18 protein-coding genes and 1 tRNA gene are annotated in these 19,858 nt (G+C 37.6%); 14 read left to right on the top strand and 5 right to left on the bottom strand.

Translation table 11 applies throughout. From position 1 onward, the window contains the following. The first annotated feature begins 102 nt into the window (after positions 1 to 102). Positions 103 to 423 carry a DUF1289 domain-containing protein gene (locus AC27G3_RS04460; protein ID WP_487119178.1) on the top strand — a complete coding sequence of 107 codons (321 nt, stop codon included), beginning with the start codon at positions 103 to 105 and terminating at the stop codon, positions 421 to 423. A 138-nt stretch (positions 424 to 561) separates the two neighbouring features. Beyond that, positions 562 to 637: transfer RNA gene (locus AC27G3_RS04455), tRNA-Phe, on the top strand. 88 nt (positions 638 to 725) lie between these two features. On the opposite strand, the gene trhA is transcribed toward AC27G3_RS04455, so the two are convergent. Together trhA and AC27G3_RS04445 are read right to left on the bottom strand one after the other, a co-directional pair. Continuing rightward, positions 726 to 1,361 (bottom strand): PAQR family membrane homeostasis protein TrhA, encoded by a 636-nt coding sequence (trhA, locus tag AC27G3_RS04450; RefSeq protein WP_487119176.1) that lies wholly within the window; start codon positions 1,359 to 1,361, stop codon positions 726 to 728. A 188-nt stretch (positions 1,362 to 1,549) separates the two neighbouring features. Beyond that, positions 1,550 to 1,768 (bottom strand): EF-hand domain-containing protein, encoded by a 219-nt coding sequence (locus AC27G3_RS04445; RefSeq protein WP_487119174.1) that lies wholly within the window; start codon positions 1,766 to 1,768, stop codon positions 1,550 to 1,552. Positions 1,769 to 2,187: 419 nt separating this feature from the next. On the opposite strand from AC27G3_RS04445, the gene AC27G3_RS04440 reads away from it, so the two are divergent. The 11 genes from AC27G3_RS04440 to ribBA all read left to right on the top strand — a co-directional run bounded on the left by AC27G3_RS04440 (position 2,188) and on the right by ribBA (position 15,193). Continuing rightward, the gene (locus AC27G3_RS04440) at positions 2,188 to 4,884 is read left to right on the top strand and encodes a TonB-dependent receptor domain-containing protein (protein WP_487119172.1); all 2,697 of its coding nucleotides are present in this window, start codon (positions 2,188 to 2,190) and stop codon (positions 4,882 to 4,884) included. Positions 4,885 to 5,290: 406 nt separating this feature from the next. Further along, entirely contained in the window at positions 5,291 to 6,841 is a 1,551-nt protein-coding gene (locus AC27G3_RS04435) for an alpha/beta fold hydrolase (protein WP_487119170.1), read from the top strand. After that, positions 6,838 to 7,596: an ABC transporter ATP-binding protein gene (locus AC27G3_RS04430; RefSeq protein WP_487119169.1), complete on the top strand. Its 759-nt coding sequence runs from the start codon at positions 6,838 to 6,840 to the stop codon at positions 7,594 to 7,596. Before AC27G3_RS04435 ends, AC27G3_RS04430 begins: the two co-directional genes overlap by 4 nt. Continuing rightward, positions 7,593 to 8,756 (top strand): ABC transporter permease, encoded by a 1,164-nt coding sequence (locus AC27G3_RS04425; protein WP_487119167.1) that lies wholly within the window; start codon positions 7,593 to 7,595, stop codon positions 8,754 to 8,756. Before AC27G3_RS04430 ends, AC27G3_RS04425 begins: the two co-directional genes overlap by 4 nt. Then, complete coding sequence (locus AC27G3_RS04420; RefSeq protein WP_487119166.1) at positions 8,756 to 9,340, top strand: RNA polymerase sigma factor; 585 nt, start codon at positions 8,756 to 8,758, stop codon at positions 9,338 to 9,340. The genes AC27G3_RS04425 and AC27G3_RS04420 overlap by 1 nt, the downstream gene beginning before the upstream one ends. Continuing rightward, positions 9,341 to 9,976 (top strand): hypothetical protein, encoded by a 636-nt coding sequence (locus tag AC27G3_RS04415; RefSeq protein ID WP_487119164.1) that lies wholly within the window; start codon positions 9,341 to 9,343, stop codon positions 9,974 to 9,976. 299 nt (positions 9,977 to 10,275) lie between these two features. Further along, complete coding sequence (gene glyA, locus AC27G3_RS04410) at positions 10,276 to 11,535, top strand: serine hydroxymethyltransferase (RefSeq protein ID WP_487119162.1); 1,260 nt, start codon at positions 10,276 to 10,278, stop codon at positions 11,533 to 11,535. 149 nt (positions 11,536 to 11,684) lie between these two features. Continuing rightward, positions 11,685 to 12,179, top strand: a complete 495-nt coding sequence (gene nrdR / locus AC27G3_RS04405; protein ID WP_487119160.1) for a transcriptional regulator NrdR — start codon at positions 11,685 to 11,687, stop codon at positions 12,177 to 12,179. 2 nt (positions 12,180 to 12,181) lie between these two features. Beyond that, positions 12,182 to 13,330 (top strand): bifunctional diaminohydroxyphosphoribosylaminopyrimidine deaminase/5-amino-6-(5-phosphoribosylamino)uracil reductase RibD, encoded by a 1,149-nt coding sequence (gene ribD, locus AC27G3_RS04400; RefSeq protein ID WP_487119159.1) that lies wholly within the window; start codon positions 12,182 to 12,184, stop codon positions 13,328 to 13,330. Positions 13,331 to 13,344: 14 nt separating this feature from the next. Further along, positions 13,345 to 14,019 carry a riboflavin synthase gene (locus AC27G3_RS04395; protein ID WP_487119157.1) on the top strand — a complete coding sequence of 225 codons (675 nt, stop codon included), beginning with the start codon at positions 13,345 to 13,347 and terminating at the stop codon, positions 14,017 to 14,019. Positions 14,020 to 14,083: 64 nt separating this feature from the next. Then, positions 14,084 to 15,193 carry a bifunctional 3,4-dihydroxy-2-butanone-4-phosphate synthase/GTP cyclohydrolase II gene (ribBA, locus tag AC27G3_RS04390; protein WP_487119155.1) on the top strand — a complete coding sequence of 370 codons (1,110 nt, stop codon included), beginning with the start codon at positions 14,084 to 14,086 and terminating at the stop codon, positions 15,191 to 15,193. A gap of 135 nt (positions 15,194 to 15,328) precedes the next feature. On the opposite strand, the gene AC27G3_RS04385 is transcribed toward ribBA, so the two are convergent. Both AC27G3_RS04385 and AC27G3_RS04380 read right to left on the bottom strand, forming a co-directional pair. Beyond that, positions 15,329 to 16,612, bottom strand: coding sequence for an Ig-like domain-containing protein (locus tag AC27G3_RS04385; protein ID WP_487119153.1), 1,284 nt, complete (start codon positions 16,610 to 16,612; stop codon positions 15,329 to 15,331). Between the two features lie 83 nt (positions 16,613 to 16,695). Further along, on the bottom strand, positions 16,696 to 17,211 hold the full coding sequence (locus AC27G3_RS04380) for a hypothetical protein (RefSeq protein WP_487119151.1): 516 nt from the start codon (positions 17,209 to 17,211) through the stop codon (positions 16,696 to 16,698). Positions 17,212 to 17,427: 216 nt separating this feature from the next. On the opposite strand from AC27G3_RS04380, the gene AC27G3_RS04375 reads away from it, so the two are divergent. Beyond that, on the top strand, positions 17,428 to 17,805 hold the full coding sequence (locus tag AC27G3_RS04375) for a hypothetical protein (RefSeq protein ID WP_487119149.1): 378 nt from the start codon (positions 17,428 to 17,430) through the stop codon (positions 17,803 to 17,805). Positions 17,806 to 17,974: 169 nt separating this feature from the next. Here the strand turns inward: AC27G3_RS04375 and dxs are convergent, their stop codons facing one another. After that, positions 17,975 to 19,837, bottom strand: a complete 1,863-nt coding sequence (dxs, locus tag AC27G3_RS04370) for a 1-deoxy-D-xylulose-5-phosphate synthase (protein WP_487119147.1) — start codon at positions 19,835 to 19,837, stop codon at positions 17,975 to 17,977. Positions 19,838 to 19,858: the final 21 nt, after the last annotated feature.

The raw sequence follows: 19,858 nt of genomic DNA, 5'->3' as shown, positions 1-19,858 counted from the left end.
AGTTTAGTGCTTGAGCAGTCAAGCGCTTATCGCTTCAAGATAATAGCGCGTTAATAGGGTATAATAATCCTGTTAACGCTTTTTTATCTCAAACGGAATGTTATGCAATTAGAGTTTTTTGATGTCCCAAGTCCTTGTGTAAGCGTCTGCGAAACTGACGAGAAAGGTTTGTGCTTGGGCTGTTTTCGAAATAGAGAAGAAAGGCTGAACTGGATTAACTTAACCTCTAACGATAAACAAAAAGTTATTAAACGTTGTAAACAACGTAAAAAGCGTAAAGATGCTTTAGTTAATGAAAAGGCGACAACTAAGCAAGACGAGCAACCAGAAAATGATATTATTCAACCCTCTCTATTAGATCCGCCAATAAAAATTAAAAAAGAACAAAACTCAGATCTAGACTTTGAAGATTTTGAACTATAAACGTTCAGTTAAACCTTATTTCCCACTTTAATTGAAGCAGAGAACTAAAAGATAACTAAAAGTTGTTGCGAGCAGTAGCGTTTATCGTTACTATACGCGCTCTTTGAAGCATCTTACATTATTAAGAGCACTCAAATTGCCCCGATAGCTCAGTTGGTAGAGCAGAGGATTGAAAATCCTCGTGTCCCTGGTTCAAATCCGGGTCGGGGCACCATAAAATCAAGGCTTGCAATGAATTGCAGGCCTTTTTTATTGGAAAAAATTTACTGTTGTTATTATCCCCGTCACTGAAATAAACAATACTACAGATAAAAGTAGATCATAAAGAAGTGACATCCCGCACCTGCAAGTACAAATAAATGCCATAGCGCATGATTATATGGGATAGTTTTACTCATATAAAAAACAACGCCAAGCGTATAAATCGCGCCTCCGCTGATAAGTAATATTAAGCCTTCGGCAGATAAGCTTAGATACAATTGATTAATTATGCCTAAAGAAATAAATCCCATCCCCAAATAAGTCATTAGAGATAACTTTTTATATTTATGACCAAATACTATTTTAAAGATAATGCCGGCGACTGCGATTATCCAAACCATAAGCAACATGCCATAGCCTAATGGTCCCTTTAAAGTGATTAACATTAATGGGGTATAGGAGCCGGCAATTAAAATATAAATAGCGCAATGATCGAGTAATTTAAATTTTTGTTTTAAATGCTTGTTACTCACGCCGTGGTATAACGTTGAGGCTAAAAAAAGTAATACTAAACTGCAACCATATATGGCAAAGCTTAGGGTTTTTATGTTGTCTTTTTCAGGCAATGAATAGCTCAATAACATAATTAATGCGATAACACTAAACACCAACCCTAAACCATGGGTAACGGTATTTGCTAGCTCTTCAACTGGGCTATATTTAGGCTCGTTTATCATAGGCTATTTATATATTCATTAATTTATGAGGTTAAGCGTACACTTGTACGCACAAATAATGAAAGAGGCAAGTGTTAAATGTAGAAAAGACTGTTTTGGCTGAGGTCTGTAATTTTTTAAGTATAAAATTATATTGAAAATAAGGAGAGACAGCGTAGCACTTTGAGGATAAGCGCCACGCATTGTCGTTATAAGGCGAGTTCTATTACCATTTCTTTTAATTCATCTTTAGAAATTGAATTATCATGATTTTTATCGAAACGATTAAAAATTGTTTCACACATTTGAATGCCTTTATCTTGTAAAAGTACATCTATCAGCTCAACAAATTCGCTTCGATTAATAACACCATCTTTATCTTCATCGAATACTTCGAACAGTTCGTCTACCCATTGGTTTATTTCCATAATGCTTCCTTAAATGCTTAGGTAAAAACTTATTAAGTCAACCTTATCCCTTATTGCTCAGTTTTGGAATGATTAATTAAAGTTTTTATTAACTTATCAACCAGTAGGCTAAATGCTTCGTGTTTTATCTTAGTTAAAGTTCAATAACTACGTCAATAAATCAGCATTCTTCAGTCAAAATGTAACCGTTCTTAATTAGAATTTAACAGAATTACGTTTTCTTATTGTTAATTATAATTATAGCTCGTTGTTTTTGTTATATATAACTAATTATAATACAAATACACAAAAAAATAGTTGAATATTAAAAAACCCTTAAATATACTTGAGCAACATATATTGTATACATTATATGTTGCTACATAGATAGCCTGTAAGATATTAAAAACTTATAACAACGAAATTCAAGGGTAAACAAAATGTCAAAGAAAATTACGCGTGGTTTTAAACCACAAAAATCTCTTCTTGCCGCAGCAATTGCTTCTATAGTTACTATAGCCCCTGCTTCAGCATTCGCTGCAGAAGAAACTCTAGACGCAACTGGAGAAGTTGAACGTATATCTGTTACTGGTTCTAGAATCAAAAGGATTGATTTAGAAGGAGCCTCACCTGTTACAGTTATAAAAACAGATGATTTAATGAAAGCAGGTTTTACAACTGTTGGAGATGCATTACGTGATTCAAATTTGAATGCATTTGGTTCTTGGGGAGGGGGATCAAACAATAGTTGGGCATCTCAATCAACAGTCCAATTAAAAGGTGCTTCTGCTGAACATACGTTAGTATTACTTGATGGTCAGCGCTTATCTAAATCTCCTGTATTAAATGGTGGAGCTTCTAATCTTAACGTTATCCCGATGGCTGCTGTTGAACGTATAGAAATATTAACTGACGGTGCATCTGCTATCTACGGTAGTGATGCAATTGCTGGTGTAATTAATATAATCATTAAGAAAGAATTTGAAGGTATTCAAGTAGACCTTCACAAAGAAGAACCAGATCTAACTGGTGGTGATCAAAATCGAATTTCATTTACTGCAGGTATTTCTTCTGATAAAGGTCATTTAGTTTTAACTATGGAGCATTACCAGCAATCAGGTGTCATGCTAAATGATCGTTGGTATACCCGACCGGTATTACTAGAAGGCGGAAACCCAGGAGAATTCCAAGATTATGCTAATTTATCTCCTACAGGTCGTGTACTTCGAGGTGGTGCGGCTGATAATTGGGTTTGGTCGGCACCAACAGATGATTGTTCTATCTACGGGAATGATTTTAAAGGCTCATTAACTGATAGTGATTATGCTGGTGATACACTATGTGCGTATGATTATTCTAATGCGGCAGCATTAATAGGTAAAAGTAAGCGAGATAATACACTAGTTAATTATACTTATGATTTATCTGATGAAATTAGATTTACTGCTCGTGCTTTTTGGGCTAAAAACGAAACACAAGATGTTTCTGCTCCAGTACCAGGTGCTATCGGAATTCCTCAAGGTCTTCCAGAACGTACTTTATCTGATGGCACTGTACTTAAAGCATTATCACCTGATCCAGATGCCGCAATGAGCTATCGTTTTGATACTGCAGGTCAACGAATTGGTGAGCATCACGATAGTGTATACGATTATTTATTCGCTTTAGACGGATCTGCAGAAAATTTTGATTGGAACATTTCAGCCAACTATAGTAGTTACACTAACTTTACTTGGGGTACAGGCTATTTGTTAGACGGTGCAATTGATGAATTAGTAGGTGACATTGACCCTGTAACTGGTGAGTTTGTAGGTTGGGATCCACGTGATCCAAATGAACCACTTCCTCAAGGAGCGAAGGCTAATTATGATAAACGTAAATCTTCAGATAGTTTAAATATTATTGGTGGTATTTCGTTTGAGCCAGTAGAGCTTCCAGCTGGTGCTTTAAGTGTTTATCTTGGTGCTAATTACATGGAAGAGTCTTTAGATTCTCAAGTGGATGCGCTAGCTGAAGCTGGACTTATTGTTGGTGGTAATGGTGGTTCAGGTGGTAAAGGTGAGCGCGATGTTGTTTCAGCATTTTTTGAAACGATCATTCCTGTTATTGACGGTTTAGAGATTAACTTAGCTGGACGTTATGACGATTACTCTGATTTTGGAAGTACATTTAACCCACAAGCTTCAATTTCTTACCGCCCAATAGAGTCTTTGCTGCTGCGTGCATCAACAGGACAAGGATTCAGAGCACCAACGTTATCTGATTTATACATGGGTACAGTCGAAGGTTACTTAGACACGACTAACTATGTTCAGTGTGAAGCATTAGGAGAAGATATTGATTCGTGTGAACGAGTAGAGAATGTTGCGGTACGCACAGGTGGGAATTTATTACTCCAACCTGAGGAGTCAGAATCAACAAGCTTTGGTTTAGTTTGGGAATTTGCGGATAATTTTGATGTGTCAGTAGATTACTGGCAACTTGATACCAAAAAGTTAATTAGTCAAATTGATCAAGATGAAATCTTATATACTCAAGCTAAATTGAATGCAGCAGGCGGTGGTGATGTAGGGAATGTTTATCCAGGTTCATCGGTATCTTTTTTAGGTAATGGTCGCATTGATAATGTAGTAGCACCTACGTCTAATATTGGTATTACAGAACGTGAAGGTATAGATATTAGTTTTAGTGGTCAACTAGAAACAGGGGTTGGTGATTTTGGGTTAAGTTTAAATGCATCTAAATTCTTAACTTATAAAGATTCTTACTTAGACAGTGGTAGTTTAGTTGTATCAAGAGATCGTACTGGTGATGAAGGTTATCCTGATCTACGTATTAACATGACATTAGATTGGCAAATGGATGATCACGTAGTGACTTACTTCACTTCTAGCATTAGCGCACAAGAAACAGATGTATATACAGACTCAACAGAAACCAACTTCTATGAAATAGAGTCGTACTTTACTCAAAATATTTCTTATGGTTATACAACTGGTTGGGATAGCACTATCTCGGTTGGTGTAAATAATTTTACAAATGAAGAGCCTAAGTTTGATAAGTTCGGTGGTTATAATGGTTCATTATATAGCCCTTACGGACGTACATATTATGTATCGTTTAGTCAGAGCTTCTAAAACTAAATAGTTAGTTTGATCTTTTAAAAGGTAATAACATCATGTTATTACCTTTTTTATATCTAAAAATAAGCATTTTGTTAACCTTTATTGACTTTGGCAGAAACAAAACATCTAAATAATGCCTCTTGCTCCATTCTTTGGATATAACATGTGAATTCTAATAAAAATTTTTGTTGGAAATATTTGGTGATAATAAATTACTGGCTTCTTGGCCTTTTCTTATATTTAAAAACAACTCAGAATTATGCGTTTTCTCCTCGCTATCACTTTGTTGAAGTATTAGCAGGCGTTTTTTGCAAACTGTTTGTTATAAAATACGATGAATAAAAATTTAAATTAAAAACTTTGTAATAAATCAGCCAAGTAAAAGACTATGTATAGGACAAATTAAAAAGGAAGCTTAATGAAACCACTTTTACAACAACTTCTGGTTTTGAGTGTATTCTCAACCAGTCAAATAACTTTAGCGAGTGAAAGCCAAGTAATTACTCAGAGCGAGTTGGTAGCATCACCCGTAAATCAACCTCTAGAACAAAAGAATAAACTCACGATAAACAACTGCCACTTAGATGGTATAAAAGAACAAGTTCAATGTGGTAATTTACTCGTGCCTGAAAACTATTCACAAAGTGATGGCGAGCAAATATCAATTAACTTTGCGGTATTACCTGCTATCGACAACAGCGATAATAAAACGCCGCTAATGTTTTTAGCTGGAGGACCTGGTCAAGCAGCTGTAGAGCTAGCAGCAGGGTTAAGAAGAGCCTTTAGCGAAATCCGGAAAACTCGCGACATTATTTTAGTCGATCAACGCGGTACGGGTAAGTCCCATCCGTTGGAGTGCGTAGAAGTTTCGGCAGAGCAAAATGTTTATCAAGTGATCCCTGAAGACTTTTCTGAACAAGAAATTAAAGACTGTATTGCTGAATTTACGGGGGATTTAAGTCAATATAACTCTGAAAATGCGATTCGAGATTTTGATGCTGTGCGTGAAGCACTTGGGCATCAACAAATTAATATTTTTGGGGGGTCGTACGGAACTCGTGCAGGTTTAGTCTATATGCGAATGTTTCCAGAATCTTTACGCAGTGTCGTACTCGACAGTGTAGGGCCTATTGAAGTACCCATTGGTTTATTTGGTCAAAGTTCAGCGCAATCATTTGAGTTAGTGCTTGAACACTGCAAAGAAGATAACGCTTGTAACAAGGCTTATCCGAATTTACGCGACGAATTTAGCCAACTTATGTCGAGACTTTCAGATAAGCCGGTTTCAGTGACAATTCCACACCCAAGATTAGGTACAAATACCGAATTTGTTATTAGCAAAAGTAAAATGCTAGGGACATTGTTTCAACAATTATACTCAGTTCAGTCGCGCACATTAGTGCCGTTAATTATTCATCAAGCTTACTTGAATAATTACATGCCATTAGCCGGTTTAATTGCCGCTACCGATGGTGAACAAGTAGTGTACACTGGTTTGTTGTTTAACATTACTTGTAATGAAGATTTCCCTAGAATTACTGCTGAAATGTTAGCCGAAGATGCAGACAATAGTTTTGGTGGCGATAATAGTCAATTTGCCTTTAAAAAAGCCTGCGATATATGGCCACAATATCGCCCGAGCGAAGATTTCTACCAGCCCGTTACTGCCGATATTCCTACGTTAATTTTGTCGGGTGGTCTTGATCCTGTCACACCGCCAAGTAATGGCGATTTCCCTGCGGCAACTTTGCCAAACAGCCATCATATTGTTGTAGATAATGTCTCTCATATTGTTGCAACGAGCACAGGTACATGTGGTGTGTTAATGGTGAATGAATTTCTGACAACCTTGTCTCCTACATCACTTGATGAAACATGCCTTGAAGACGTACCTCCTGAGTCATTTATGACAAGCTTAAATGGTGGTAACAGTTTAACGGAGCAAAGCAGTGAAGGAGATAGAAAATGATTGAAGTTAATAATTTACGTAAAACTTTTGCTGGCGCTGAAAAAGGCGACAAAAATAGAGTGATAGCCTTAGATGGTTTATCTTTCACAGCAAGCGACGGCGAAATTACCGGTATTTTAGGGCCAAACGGCGCAGGAAAAACAACCTGCTTGAGAACTCTTTACGGATTATTAAAAGCAGATAGCGGTTTTGCCACCATTGACGGAATCAATGTGGTTGAAAATCCTCTTCTTGCCCGTAAAGAATTAGGCATATTTCCAGATAAATTTGGTTTGTATGAACGATTAACTGCTTATGAGCAAATTGATTATTTTGCTAGCCTGCATGGTTTACAAGGAAGTGCTAAGCATCAAGCTATTGAAAATGTGATTCAGGATCTAGAAATGACAGAGCTAGCGCATCGTAAAACAGCAGGTTTTTCTCAAGGCCAACGTATGAAGGTAACACTTGCACAAGCTTTAGTTCATCAACCGAAAAACTTTGTGCTTGATGAGCCTACTCGTGGTTTAGATGTCATGAGTACACGTGTATTACGTAACTATTTAGCGCGCTTTAAAGAAAAAGGCCACTGTATTTTATTTTCATCGCACGTTATGCAAGAAGTAGCTGCTTTGTGTGATCGCGTTATTATTGTTGCCAATGGTAAATTAGCTGCACAAGGAACGCCGCAAGAGTTATGCGAACTTGCGGGCGAGAGTCAATTAGAAGAAGCCTTTGTGAAGATCATCGGTTCAGACGAAGGAGTTGCTGCATGATCCAGTTTAAAGCATTATTAACCAAAGAGCTTAAAGAAGCGCTAAGAGACAAACGTGCGCTTATGATGGCATTGATGATGGCAGTTATGGCACCTGTGATGATTTTTGCTATGTCTAAAGTGATGATCAAAAAAGCCGTTGAAACACCAGCTATTTATGTGAAAATTAGCGGGGAAGAGCATGCTCCAGAGTTAATAAAACATTTAAAAGATGAAAATATTTTATCGTTTAGTGATGTGCCTGCCGCTGAAAAAGTTATGTGGGATGAGCGTGATGTTAAACTTACAATTCCAGAAACGTTTAATCAAGACATGGTGGAAGGGAAAACTATTGAGCTAGTACTTAATACTGATTATAGCGATAAAGCAGTACTTTCACCGATACGACGAATTAAAGATCAAATTAACGCATACTCACTGTCCATTGGGTATAAACGATTGCTTGTTAGAGGGCTAGATGTACGGTTATTACAACCCATAAAACTGATTGAGCAAAACAGTGCCATGCTCAATAACAACGCTATGATGATTTCTATGATGCTAGGGCTTTATTTATTAATGGCTGCTTTTATGTCAGGTTTACCGGTAGCTATAGACTCTAGTGCTGGAGAGCGTGAACGCAATGTGTTAGAAATGTTGTTATGCCAACCAGTCAGTACCGTTAAAATTGTTTTAGCAAAACTCACCAGTGCAAGCCTCATTGCTGTAGTTGGGGTTATATTAACCTTAGCTCTGACAAGTTTTGCGGTTGGCTTTATCGATTTAACCAAAATTGGCGCAAGTTTTAGTTTAGATATTTTTGCTATTAGCGCTTTACTATTGCTGTTAATTCCTATTTGTTTTTTTGCCTCTGCATTACAGTTGTTTGTTGCTTTTCAGTCGAAAAACTTTAAGGAGGCACAGTCTATGGTGTCGATGATTATTATGCTTCCTGCTATGGTACCGTTTGTTATGATGATGATGGATGATAGACCTAAGTGGTTAGAATGGTTGCCTGTTTCTGGACAATCATTGATCATGGAAGACTTATTTAAAGGGCTACCGGTGAGTTGGAGTTTATTGTTTTTTACCGGTTTTGTGACTATTTCAATGACAGCATTACTTGTTAAAGCAATGGCGACAAAACTTAAGTCAGAAAAAGTCGTGCTAGCGTTGAGTTAGTGAATAAAGTAACGGTTAGTGCTAGTTTATTCGTCTTTGCACTAACCGTCAACGAACGACCCCCTAAAATAGAGGAAACCTTGAAAAATCATCATTTATTTAGTCAATGGATGACTGAACACGAGAAATTAATTCGCCATTTAATTATTGGTTTTGAAGCGAATGCTGCGCTGCAAGATGAATTATTCCAAGATATTGCGCTAAACATTTGGCGGGCATTACCAAGCTTTCGAGAGGATGCAAGCGTAAAAACTTTTGTTGCTCGAATTGCGCATAATGTTTTAGCGACTCATGTTGCTAAAACCGTTAGAACATTAAAAACTGAGCCTAATAATGATGATAAAGAGCCAGAGCATAAATCGACTCTGCACACACCTTATCAAGCACTAGATCAAAGCCAAAGGCAACAACGACTATTACGTTGTATTCGTCAATTAAAGCTCAATCAACAACAAGTTATCACCTTAGCGCTTGAAGGCATGAGCTACCAAGAAATCGCTGAAACCCTCGCCATTTCAACTAACTTGGTTGGCGTTAGATTAAAGCGGGCTAAATCCTCATTAACTCAATTGCTGGAGGGTTAAATGAAACACGAAACTACAAAAACTCAAACTAACCATCAAGATCAACAACAGTCAAAGTCTCAAGCACAAGGTAAGCCACTTGAAGATGAGTGGCTAGCAATTAGTGACGATTGGCAGTCCCAACCTTACGAGAAAGTCGATATGCTGAGTTTGTTAACGCAAACAAAGCGTAAAATGAATTACAGTAAAGCTATATTGGCTTTCGATATTTTTGGCACATTTATTTTAATAGTCGCTGCAATTTATGGTTATTTTATTGGGCAATGGGAAACACCAACAATTATCTATTTAACTGTTGGTGGTTTGTTGTCGATAGTGTTTGTTTATTATGAAGTGAAAATTAGACTGGCGTCATGGAGACTCTTTGACATAAATCCAGAAAATGTCCTTGAAAATGCGATAGCAGGTTGCAAATCGTCAATCCAATATATCAAGCTAGTTAAACTTTCCTGTTATGGCTTAATGCCTATAATGAATTGGTATTTAGTTGAGATAATTAGTATGCAAGAAAAAGCCATACTTAAACCTTTAATTATCGCAAATAGTTTACTTATTGGTATGTATCTTATTGCACACTATTACCATATAAAACGTAAAAACGAGTTAACGCAATTAATGTACTCATTGGATAGATAAATTCATGAATTTATTTTATTTCTGAATTATATTTTGGTGATTGTGTTCTTGGTTGTATTAAATTTGTTGAAAAATCACTTTTAGTTGGTTATATTCTTCTGGTTGGTAATTTGGTGCTTGCGTTAAAAGTTTTTACTGCATAATTCATGATAATTTGAGCTAAGACATCACGGTTTATTTATATACACCATAGTTAAATTAAGGCAGAATATGCCGCATTATTTTACCTAAACTTTTTATGCATTCGTGCTAATTTAATCTGATGCGCAGCGTTTTTGCTGACCACTTGAGGAAGAAACATGTTTACACGTGATATGAATATTGCTGATTTTGATCCTGAACTTTATGAAGCAATGACCAAAGAAACCGTTCGCCAAGAAGAACATATCGAACTTATTGCTTCTGAAAACTACTGTAGCCCTCGCGTGCTTGAAGCACAAGGTTCGCAGTTAACGAATAAATACGCGGAAGGTTACCCAGGTAAACGTTATTACGGTGGTTGTGAGTACGTTGATGTTGCTGAGCAATTAGCGATTGACCGTGCTAAAGAATTATTTGGCGCGACTTATGCTAACGTTCAGCCTCATGCTGGTTCTCAAGCAAATGCTGCTGTTTTCCAAGCACTTGTTTCTCCAGGTGGTAAAGTATTAGGTATGAGCCTAGCTCATGGCGGACACTTAACGCATGGATCGCATGTAAGTTTCTCAGGTAAATCGTATGAAGCGTTTCAATACGGCTTACACCCTGAAACTGGCGATATTCATTATGAAGAGCTTGAGCGTTTAGCCCAAGAGCATAAACCTGAAATGATTATCGGTGGTTTTTCTGCGTTCTCTGGTGTAGTTGATTGGGCGCGTATGCGTAAAATTGCTGACAGTGTTGGTGCATATTTCTTTGTTGATATGGCTCACGTTGCAGGTTTAATTGCTGCAGGTTTATATCCTAACCCAGTGCCACATGCACATGTAGTGACAACAACAACGCATAAAACATTAGCTGGCCCACGTGGCGGTTTAATTATCTCTGGTTGTAATGACGAAGATGTTTATAAAAAATTAAACAGTGCCGTTTTCCCAGGTGGCCAAGGCGGCCCATTAATGCACATTATTGCGGCTAAAGCGGTTGCATTTAAAGAAGCCTTAGCACCAGAGTTTAAAGAATATCAACAAAATGTATTAGCTAACGCTAAAACAATGGTTGCTGTGCTACAAGAGCGCGGTTACAAAGTTGTTTCTAACGGTACTGAAAACCATTTATTACTTCTTGACCTAATTGATAAAGATATCACTGGTAAGGATGCGGATGCGGCGTTAGGAAATGCTCATATCACGGTAAATAAAAACTCAGTGCCTAACGATCCTCGTTCTCCTTTTGTAACTTCTGGATTACGTTTAGGTACACCTGCAATTACCCGTCGTGGTTTTGGTCTTGAAGAAACTCAAGCATTAACAGGTTGGATTTGTGATATTTTAGATGACATTGAAAATCAAGATGTTATTGAAACAGTTAAAGCCAAAGTTAGTGAGCTTTGTGCACGTTTCCCTGTTTATCAAAAATAAACAATTAGTCACTTTATTGGTGAATAATAGAAATAAAACAAGTTAATTTAGATTAACCAGTTGTTTTACATTAAAATGGTCGCATTAAGCGGCCATTTTTGTTTTCTAGTACCAGAAAACTGTGCTCGAAAATTTGTAAAGGTGAATAAATGCATTGTCCATTTTGCGCAACAGACGACACTAAAGTTATCGACTCTCGATTAGTTTCTGACGGCCATCAAGTACGTCGTCGCAGAGAATGTTTAGCGTGCCATGAAAGATTTACAACGTTTGAAACAGCGGAACTTGTCATGCCTCGTATTATTAAAAGAGATGGTTCCAGAGAGCCTTTTAATGAAGAAAAAATGACAACTGGTCTAATGCGAGCATTAGAGAAAAGGCCAGTAAGTACAGAGCAAGTTGAGTCTTCTATTATTACTATTAAGTCGCAGCTTCGAGCAACAGGTGAGCGAGAAATACCTAGTGAACTGCTAGGCAGTTTAATTATGGAACAATTGAAAGAATTAGACAAAGTCGCCTATGTTCGATTTGCTTCTGTGTACCGCTCTTTTGAGGATATTCGTGAGTTTGGTGAAGAAATAGCGCGTTTAGGTGGTGACAGTATTGCTGCTAAACAAGGTAAAAAAAGTAAAAAAGGTCAATAAGCGTGAGCGAGTTTAGTAAACAAGACTACTTATTTATGCAGCGCGCGATTACTCTGGCTAAGCAAGGTCGATATACCACATCGCCCAACCCTAGAGTCGGTTGTGTAATCGTTAAAAATCAACAGATAATTGGTGAAGGTTTTCATCAGCGAGCGGGTTTAGCTCATGCAGAAGTCAATGCTTTATTAGCCTGTAACAAGGCTGGAGAAACTCCAAAAGGAGCTACTGCTTATGTCACTTTAGAGCCATGTAGTCATGTTGGAAAAACGCCACCTTGTGCGAAAGGTTTAATTGAGGCTGGTATCAAGCATGTCGTTATTGCTATGGTTGATCCCAATCCTCAAGTGTCAGGTAGTGGGATTACTATGCTAGAGCAGGCAGGTATTACTACGGCCATCGGTTTGCTTGAATCAGATGCAATACAGCTGAATAAAGGGTTTATTCACTTAATGACCACAGGTTTACCTTACGTTCGCTGTAAAATGGCAGCAAGCCTTGACGGTAAAACTGCGATGGCTAGTGGCGAAAGTAAATGGATAACATCGTCGCACGCTAGAAAAAATGTACAAGCACTTCGAGCACAAAGTTGTGCGATTATTACAGGTGCTGATTCGGTGATTACCGATAATGCCAAGATGACTATTCGCTATCAAGAGCTTGAGGAGGCAGTCAAAACCTTCCCTGAATCTAAGCTAAGGCAACCTGTTCGCGTGATTATTGATTCACAGCAACGTTTAACACCTGATTTAGCTTTATTTCAGTGCGAGTCACCGATAATTTTAGTTGGCACAGGCATTGAAAGTACTAACAAGTGGCCTCATTTTGTAGAACAACTTCAGTGTTCAAGTGTTAAAAATAATGCGGGCGAAGATAAGGTTAACTTAACCGAATTATTAACCTTATTAGCTCAACGTGGTTTTAATGATATTTTGGTTGAGTCGGGTGCTCGATTATCAGGTGCATTTTTTGAGCGAGATCTTGTCAACGAACTGATATTATTTCAAGCACCTAAACTTATTGGAGGGCAGGGAAAAAACTTATTACAACTGCCGAGCATCGAGCGTCTAGCTTCTGCAAAAAAATTAACGATAAATAATGTCACTATGGTGGGGCCTGATATTAAAATAACCGCCACCTTTAACAAAAATTAAAGCGAATAACTCTTATGTTTACTGGAATAATTGAAGCAATTGGTACAATAAAAGCGATTAATATTAACGAACAAGGTGCGCGGCTAGTTGTTAGCAGTGGCAAGCTTGATATGAGCGATGTTAACCTTGGTGATTCAATTGCAACCAATGGGATCTGTTTAACGGTAGTCGCTCATGATGATACAAGTTATAGTGTTGATGTCTCTAAAGAAACACTAACTCGTACAGGTTTTGCTAATTATCAAGTGGGGCATGAAGTTAATTTAGAAAAAGCAATGCAACCAAGTACTCGGTTTGGTGGTCATATCGTTTCTGGGCATGTAGATGGTGTTGCGCAAATTGTCTCTATTACCCATAATGGCAATAGTATTGAATACTGGGTTTCTATGCCTACTGAATTAGCACCCTATATTAGTGAAAAAGGCTCTGTGACAATTGATGGTATTAGCTTAACCGTTAATAGCTTAGTTGATCATGACAAGGGTGGTAAATTTCGACTAACAATTGTGCCGCACACTTCTGAACAAACTATCATTAAGCATTATCAAGTTGGAACGAAAGTTAACTTAGAAGTTGACGTTATCGCTCGATACCTTGAACGCTTATTATTAAAAAAATCACCTGAAGCTGACAATCAAACGTCATCAGTTACCCAAGACTTATTGATGAAAAGTGGCTTTATTAAATAAAGAATGTAGTGATTAACATTACATAGTAAAGAGTTATAAAAATTAAACGTATTATGAGGTTGTTATGAAATTAAATACTCCCCAAGAAATCATTGCAGATATTGCACTAGGAAAAATGGTTATCTTGATGGACGACGAAGATCGCGAGAATGAAGGTGACTTTATTATGGCGGCAGAAAAAGTTACTCCTGAAGCCATTAATTTTATGGCGACTCATGGTCGTGGTTTAATTTGTATGCCAATGACGGTTGAAAAATGTCAACAGCTCAAGTTACCGCTTATGGTCGAAAAAAATGATGCACAGTTTAGTACTAACTTTACTGTGTCAATTGAAGCGGCAGAAGGCGTGACAACAGGGATTTCAGCAGGCGATAGAGCAACAACAGTTTTAGCTGCTGTTGACAAAAATGCCACGCATTTAAGCATTGTACAGCCAGGGCATATTTTTCCACTGATCGCTAAAGATGGTGGCGTTTTAAATCGTGCAGGCCATACTGAAGCTGGTGTCGATTTAGCGCGTTTAGCTGGATTAGAGCCTGCTTCAGTAATTGTCGAAATTTTAAATGAAGATGGCACCATGGCGCGTCGTCCCGATTTAGAAGTGATTGCTGAGAAGCACGGCGTTAAAATGGGTACTATTGCTGATTTAATTGAATATCGTAATGCTAATGAAACGACCATTGAACGGGTTTCTCAATGCAAGCTTCCGACAGCATTTGGTGAATTTGATTTAACAATCTTTAAAGATACTATCGATGGTCAGGCGCATTTCGCCCTAACTAAAGGCGAGATTAAAGCAGACGAGCCCACGTTAGTACGCGTGCATTTAGAAAACACATTCAGAGATTTATTGTTTAGTCAGCGAGAGAGTGTTGCTAAATGGCCAATTGCTAATGCGTTAGAAAAAATAGGTAAGGAAGGCGGGGTATTAGTCTTACTTGGTAAGCATGAATCTCCTCTAGAGTTAATTGCTCAAGTGGAAAAATACGCGAAAAAAGATGCTGGCGAAGTGGTTAATGAAGTGAAACGCCACGTTGGTTCACGAAATGTTGGCGTTGGCTCTCAAATATTGTCGAACTTAGGTGTAAGTAAAATGCGTTTACTAAGCTCGCAAACTAAATATCATTCTTTATCTGGTTTTGGTTTAGAAGTTGTAGAGTACATCGCTGAGTAATTATTTTACTCACTAAGATTGTGAATTAGCTTTTATAGCGTGTTTATTAACATCTATAAAAGCTAACTTTTCTTTTATTGGCCAAATCTTTTGAGCTATACCTTCTAAGCATGCTCTTCAAACTATACTTTTTATCTATTCAATCGTGATAATTACACTTGCCGTAATGCCATCGTAAACCGTTGAAACAATCAATTCGCCCGTTTTATCTTTTACTGCTGTCAGTACATAAGTGGTTTCGTTAGTGCCTGTATCAGTAAGTTCTGAGGTAACTAATGGACTACCATTTATACTCCATGTTGCAAACTCAGTAACATTAAGGCTAGTAGGATCTGAAGAATAACTAGCCGTTAACGTCAGTGCTAAAGTGCCATTTTTCTCTAAAATTAAGGTACTTTCATCATCATTAATTTTCACGTTTTGTAAATGCGAGCCTCCTTTAATCGCGATTGTCGCACTGCCAATTTTCCCACCACAATTTGCTGTTAGCTCAGTAACCCCTGATTTTAAAGCTAATAAGGTACCTTTTTCATCGCCATTGTTAGTAATGCCTAAATAATTTTCATCATTTTGTTGCCAAGTTATGCTCTGATCAATATTAACGGCTTCTTCAGAAATTTCTGGTAACAAGTTTGCTTGAGCGTTAACTTGTATGCGATCGCCAACGTTAAATTCGAAAATACTGGTAACTTCATCATCTAATAAAATGTCAATTGAAGCGAGGTTACTTGGATCAGCTATTACCGTTAAATTAGCTGATAGTGTGTCGATATTGCCTGTCACCTCGATGCTTTCGGTAAACTCACTTTGAGTAAATAAATTACCGTTATTATCAATTTCAGCTGTAGTGTTGTTATTAAGAGAAAACTCCATATTATTTACTGTGTTTAATGATGTATACCCATCTTCATAGGTTACATCACCAACAATACTAGCAGCTATACAAGTATTGATATTGCCTGACTCAGGGCTGAGTTGTTTTAATGTGATTAAGCTAGGTTTTACATCGCTGACTGAAATATCAGTTTCATTGGCAATGCCATTAATCGTCGTACCGGTAATTGTAACCTTACCTTGGTTAACATCTGAATTTGCTACGGCGGTGACTAATCCTTTGCTATCAATTTTAGCAATAGCAGGATCGCTGGAAGTCCATATAAGTTCGCCGGTTACATCGCGAGTGTCGTTATTGCTATCAATACCAGTAGCCGTTAATTGATGTGTTTGATCGGCGATTAAACGGTATTGACCCCCTTTAATCGTTACTGACTCTATTATGGTACCTTCTTGACGTTGTACTTCTAGGGCAACAGCATTTGCTAGGTTTTCAGAGTCACCATCAGAGCCGCAACCGACTAATGCTAACAAAAGTAAACTAATTGCTGGAAATAACATTGTGTTTTTTACGGTATGAGTCATGAGAAATACCTGTATTTTGCCAAAAAATTAAAAGTGAATACCATTACCATGTTCCGATGGATATTAGTGATAGGGGCAGTAGGTTAAAATTGATAAGTTAATCCAAGTGCAATACCTGTAATAGCAAGGTCGCTATTTTTAAAGTAAGACTGATAACCTAGTCTAATCTTCATATTATCCATATAAGGTATTTTTTGTTGAATAGATGCTCCCCAAGAAAACCCTTTGTATTCATCTGTACCGTTATACGTTTCTGTAGGTCCAGTTACCGTGAGTTCATTAATGGCATAGCCCAGAGATACATCAAAGTGAAAACCTTGTATGTCTTCTGATTGAAAGACCATGTAGAGCCCTTTACTTTCTTCAAGATCAAATTCCATTCTATAAATATTATCGGTACTAGTTGATAGTAAATATTGCGCTTCAAATGCAATATTATTATTACTCACCCCTAGTCTTATAGCAGTCATGCTTGGTTTAGCATTTTCATTATAAATATCAATATCAGCAAGTACATAATCAGCGCCAATATAAGCAGTGTCAGCTAAACTGTTAACTGAAAAGCTAAGGGTAAGGAAAATAAATAAATACTTGATCATTATTGGCTACATAATTCTGACAAAAAATAATGAACAGAGGATATACAGGCTACTAAGTACAGTCAATAGCACAAGTCGTTTGGCAAGGTAAGAAAAACTAAAACAGACAAGCGGTGTAAAGAGTAATTGATGAGTTTTTAAGCAGTAAGTATTGTTAAGGTTGTAAAAGCCATGCTATATTATTGTATCCAATATACTTGTATGCACGAGATAAACATGAATAAGACGACGTTAGTAGCCACAGGTTTTGCAACTGTTGTGATAGCTGCTCTAGCTGTTAATTTGATAAGTAGTGATGAATCAACATCAATAGAACAAGTAAATGCAGAACATTTAAAAACACACTCACATGATGAAGCACCAACAGTAATTCATGCAGCAGATGTATTGCATAAAGAAGGGAAAGATATAGATACTGATTCTTTAGCACATAAAGAAGATACAATTGAAAGGCGCCCACCGCCTCCTCCGATTGCAGCTAAACCTAGAAGAAAAACAGATAACCACCACCCTCAAGCCCATGGACATGAAGCTCATGATCATAATCATGAAACAGACGTGAATATGCCACCACCACCGACGGGTGCTAATTAACCAGAACTCGGTTTAACAAAAATCTCATTAGCGGTTACATTGTTGCTTCTTCGTTAAACTATTGGTAATAGACCAACTATTGAAGCGAATTCGAGTGGAAAAGGGAGGTAATTACTCCCCTTTATTGAAATAAATAGCTTTCAAAGAGAAAGTTTTTTAGAAAGAAGTGTTACGCTAAAAAGGTATTTATTTTCTCTATAAAACCTAGGGAATCTAAGCCAAGTTCATGATGAACTTCTTCTTGTGTACCGTGTTTAATAAAACTATCAGGCAAGCCAATATTAAGCACTTTTATTGCAATGCCTTGGCTAAGTATATATTCATTGACGCCTGAACCTGCACCGCCTGCAATTGCATTATCTTCTATGGTTACAAATGTATGATGAATTTGCGCTAACGTTTTTAATATATCAACATCGAGTGGCTTAATAAAACGCATATCAACAAGGGTAGCATTTAATGCTTTGGCGGTTTTTTCAGCTTCTCTTAAGAAGGTGCCAAAGCTAAGTAGAGCAATACCTTCACCTTGTTGTTTTATTTGCCCTTTGCCTATTTCTAGAGTGTCAGTAATCCCAGGCAAGTCTTGACCTACGCCACTACCACGTGGGTAACGAACAACACAAGGTTGCGCTGATTGATGGCCCGTAGTTAACATTAGCTGACATTCATGCTCATCTGAGGGCGCCATAATAATAAGGTTAGGAATGCAACGTAGGTAACTTAAATCAAACGCACCTTGATGAGTTGCGCCATCAGCACCTACCACACCCGCTCTGTCTACAGCAAAGAGTACTGGCAGGTTTTGTATGGCTACATCATGAATTAATTGGTCATAGCCACGTTGTAAAAAGCTTGAGTAAATGGCAACTACAGGGTGTAAACCACCAATTGCAAGGCCTGCTGCATAAGTTACTGCGTGTTGTTCAGCAATGGCAACATCAAAGTATTGTTCAGGAAAACGTCGGCTAAACTCTACCATTCCAGAGCCTTCGGCCATGGCAGGTGTAACCGCAATCAGCTTTTTATCAATCTCTGCCGTTTTGCATAACCAATCACCAAATATTTGTGAATAACTCGGTAGGCTAGGGGCTTTTTTCGGTAAACTGATTTCTTCAGGATTAAATTTTGGTACTGCATGATACTTTATCGGATCTTCTTCCGCAGCTTGGTAACCTTTACCTTTAGTGGTAATAACATGAAGTAATTGTGGACCTTTTAAATGGCTCATGTTTTTGATGGTATTAACTAAACTATTAACATCATGACCATCTATCGGGCCAATATAATTAAAACCGAGTTCTTCAAAAAACGTGCTTGGCACAACCATGCCTTTTATATGCTCTTCGGCTCTACTAGCAAGCTCTTTAATTGGTGGAATATTACTTAGAATACGTTTGCTACCTTCGCGCAAACTAGCAAATACACTACTTGATAACACTTTCGCAAAGTGATTGTTTAATGCGCCAACATTTTCTGAAATAGACATGTCATTATCATTAAGGATCACTAACATGTCTTTTTTAATATCGCCAGCATGATTTAATGCCTCAAATGCCATACCTGCGGTCATAGCGCCATCGCCGATTACTGCAACTGTTTTACGGTTTTTACCTTCTTTTTCTGCTGCAACAGCTAATCCTAAAGCTGCTGAAATAGAGGTACTTGAATGACCAACACTTAAGGTATCGTATTCACTTTCTTCACGCCATGGAAAAGGATGTAAGCCATTTTTTTGTCTAATGGTGTGTAACTGATCGCGGCGGCCGGTAAGTATTTTATGCGGGTAAGCTTGATGGCCGACATCCCAAATTAAATGATCAAAGGGCGTGTTATAAATATAATGTAATGCAACGGTTAATTCTATCGTGCCTAGACCTGAAGCAAAATGACCACTACTTTTACTCACTGAATTGAGTAAATAACTTCGTAGCTCATTACTCACACTAATGAGTTGTTCTTGGTTTAATGCACGCAAGTCACTAGGGGAGTTAATGGTTGAAAGTAATGGAAATTTAGCAAGGTTTGTGGTCATAGTGTCTGATCAATTTGTAAG

The organism is Colwellia sp. SU-HH01217 (genome assembly GCF_057543495.1).
Note: the sequence above shows the minus strand (reverse complement) of the source record. Positions and strands in the feature narration are given on the sequence as shown.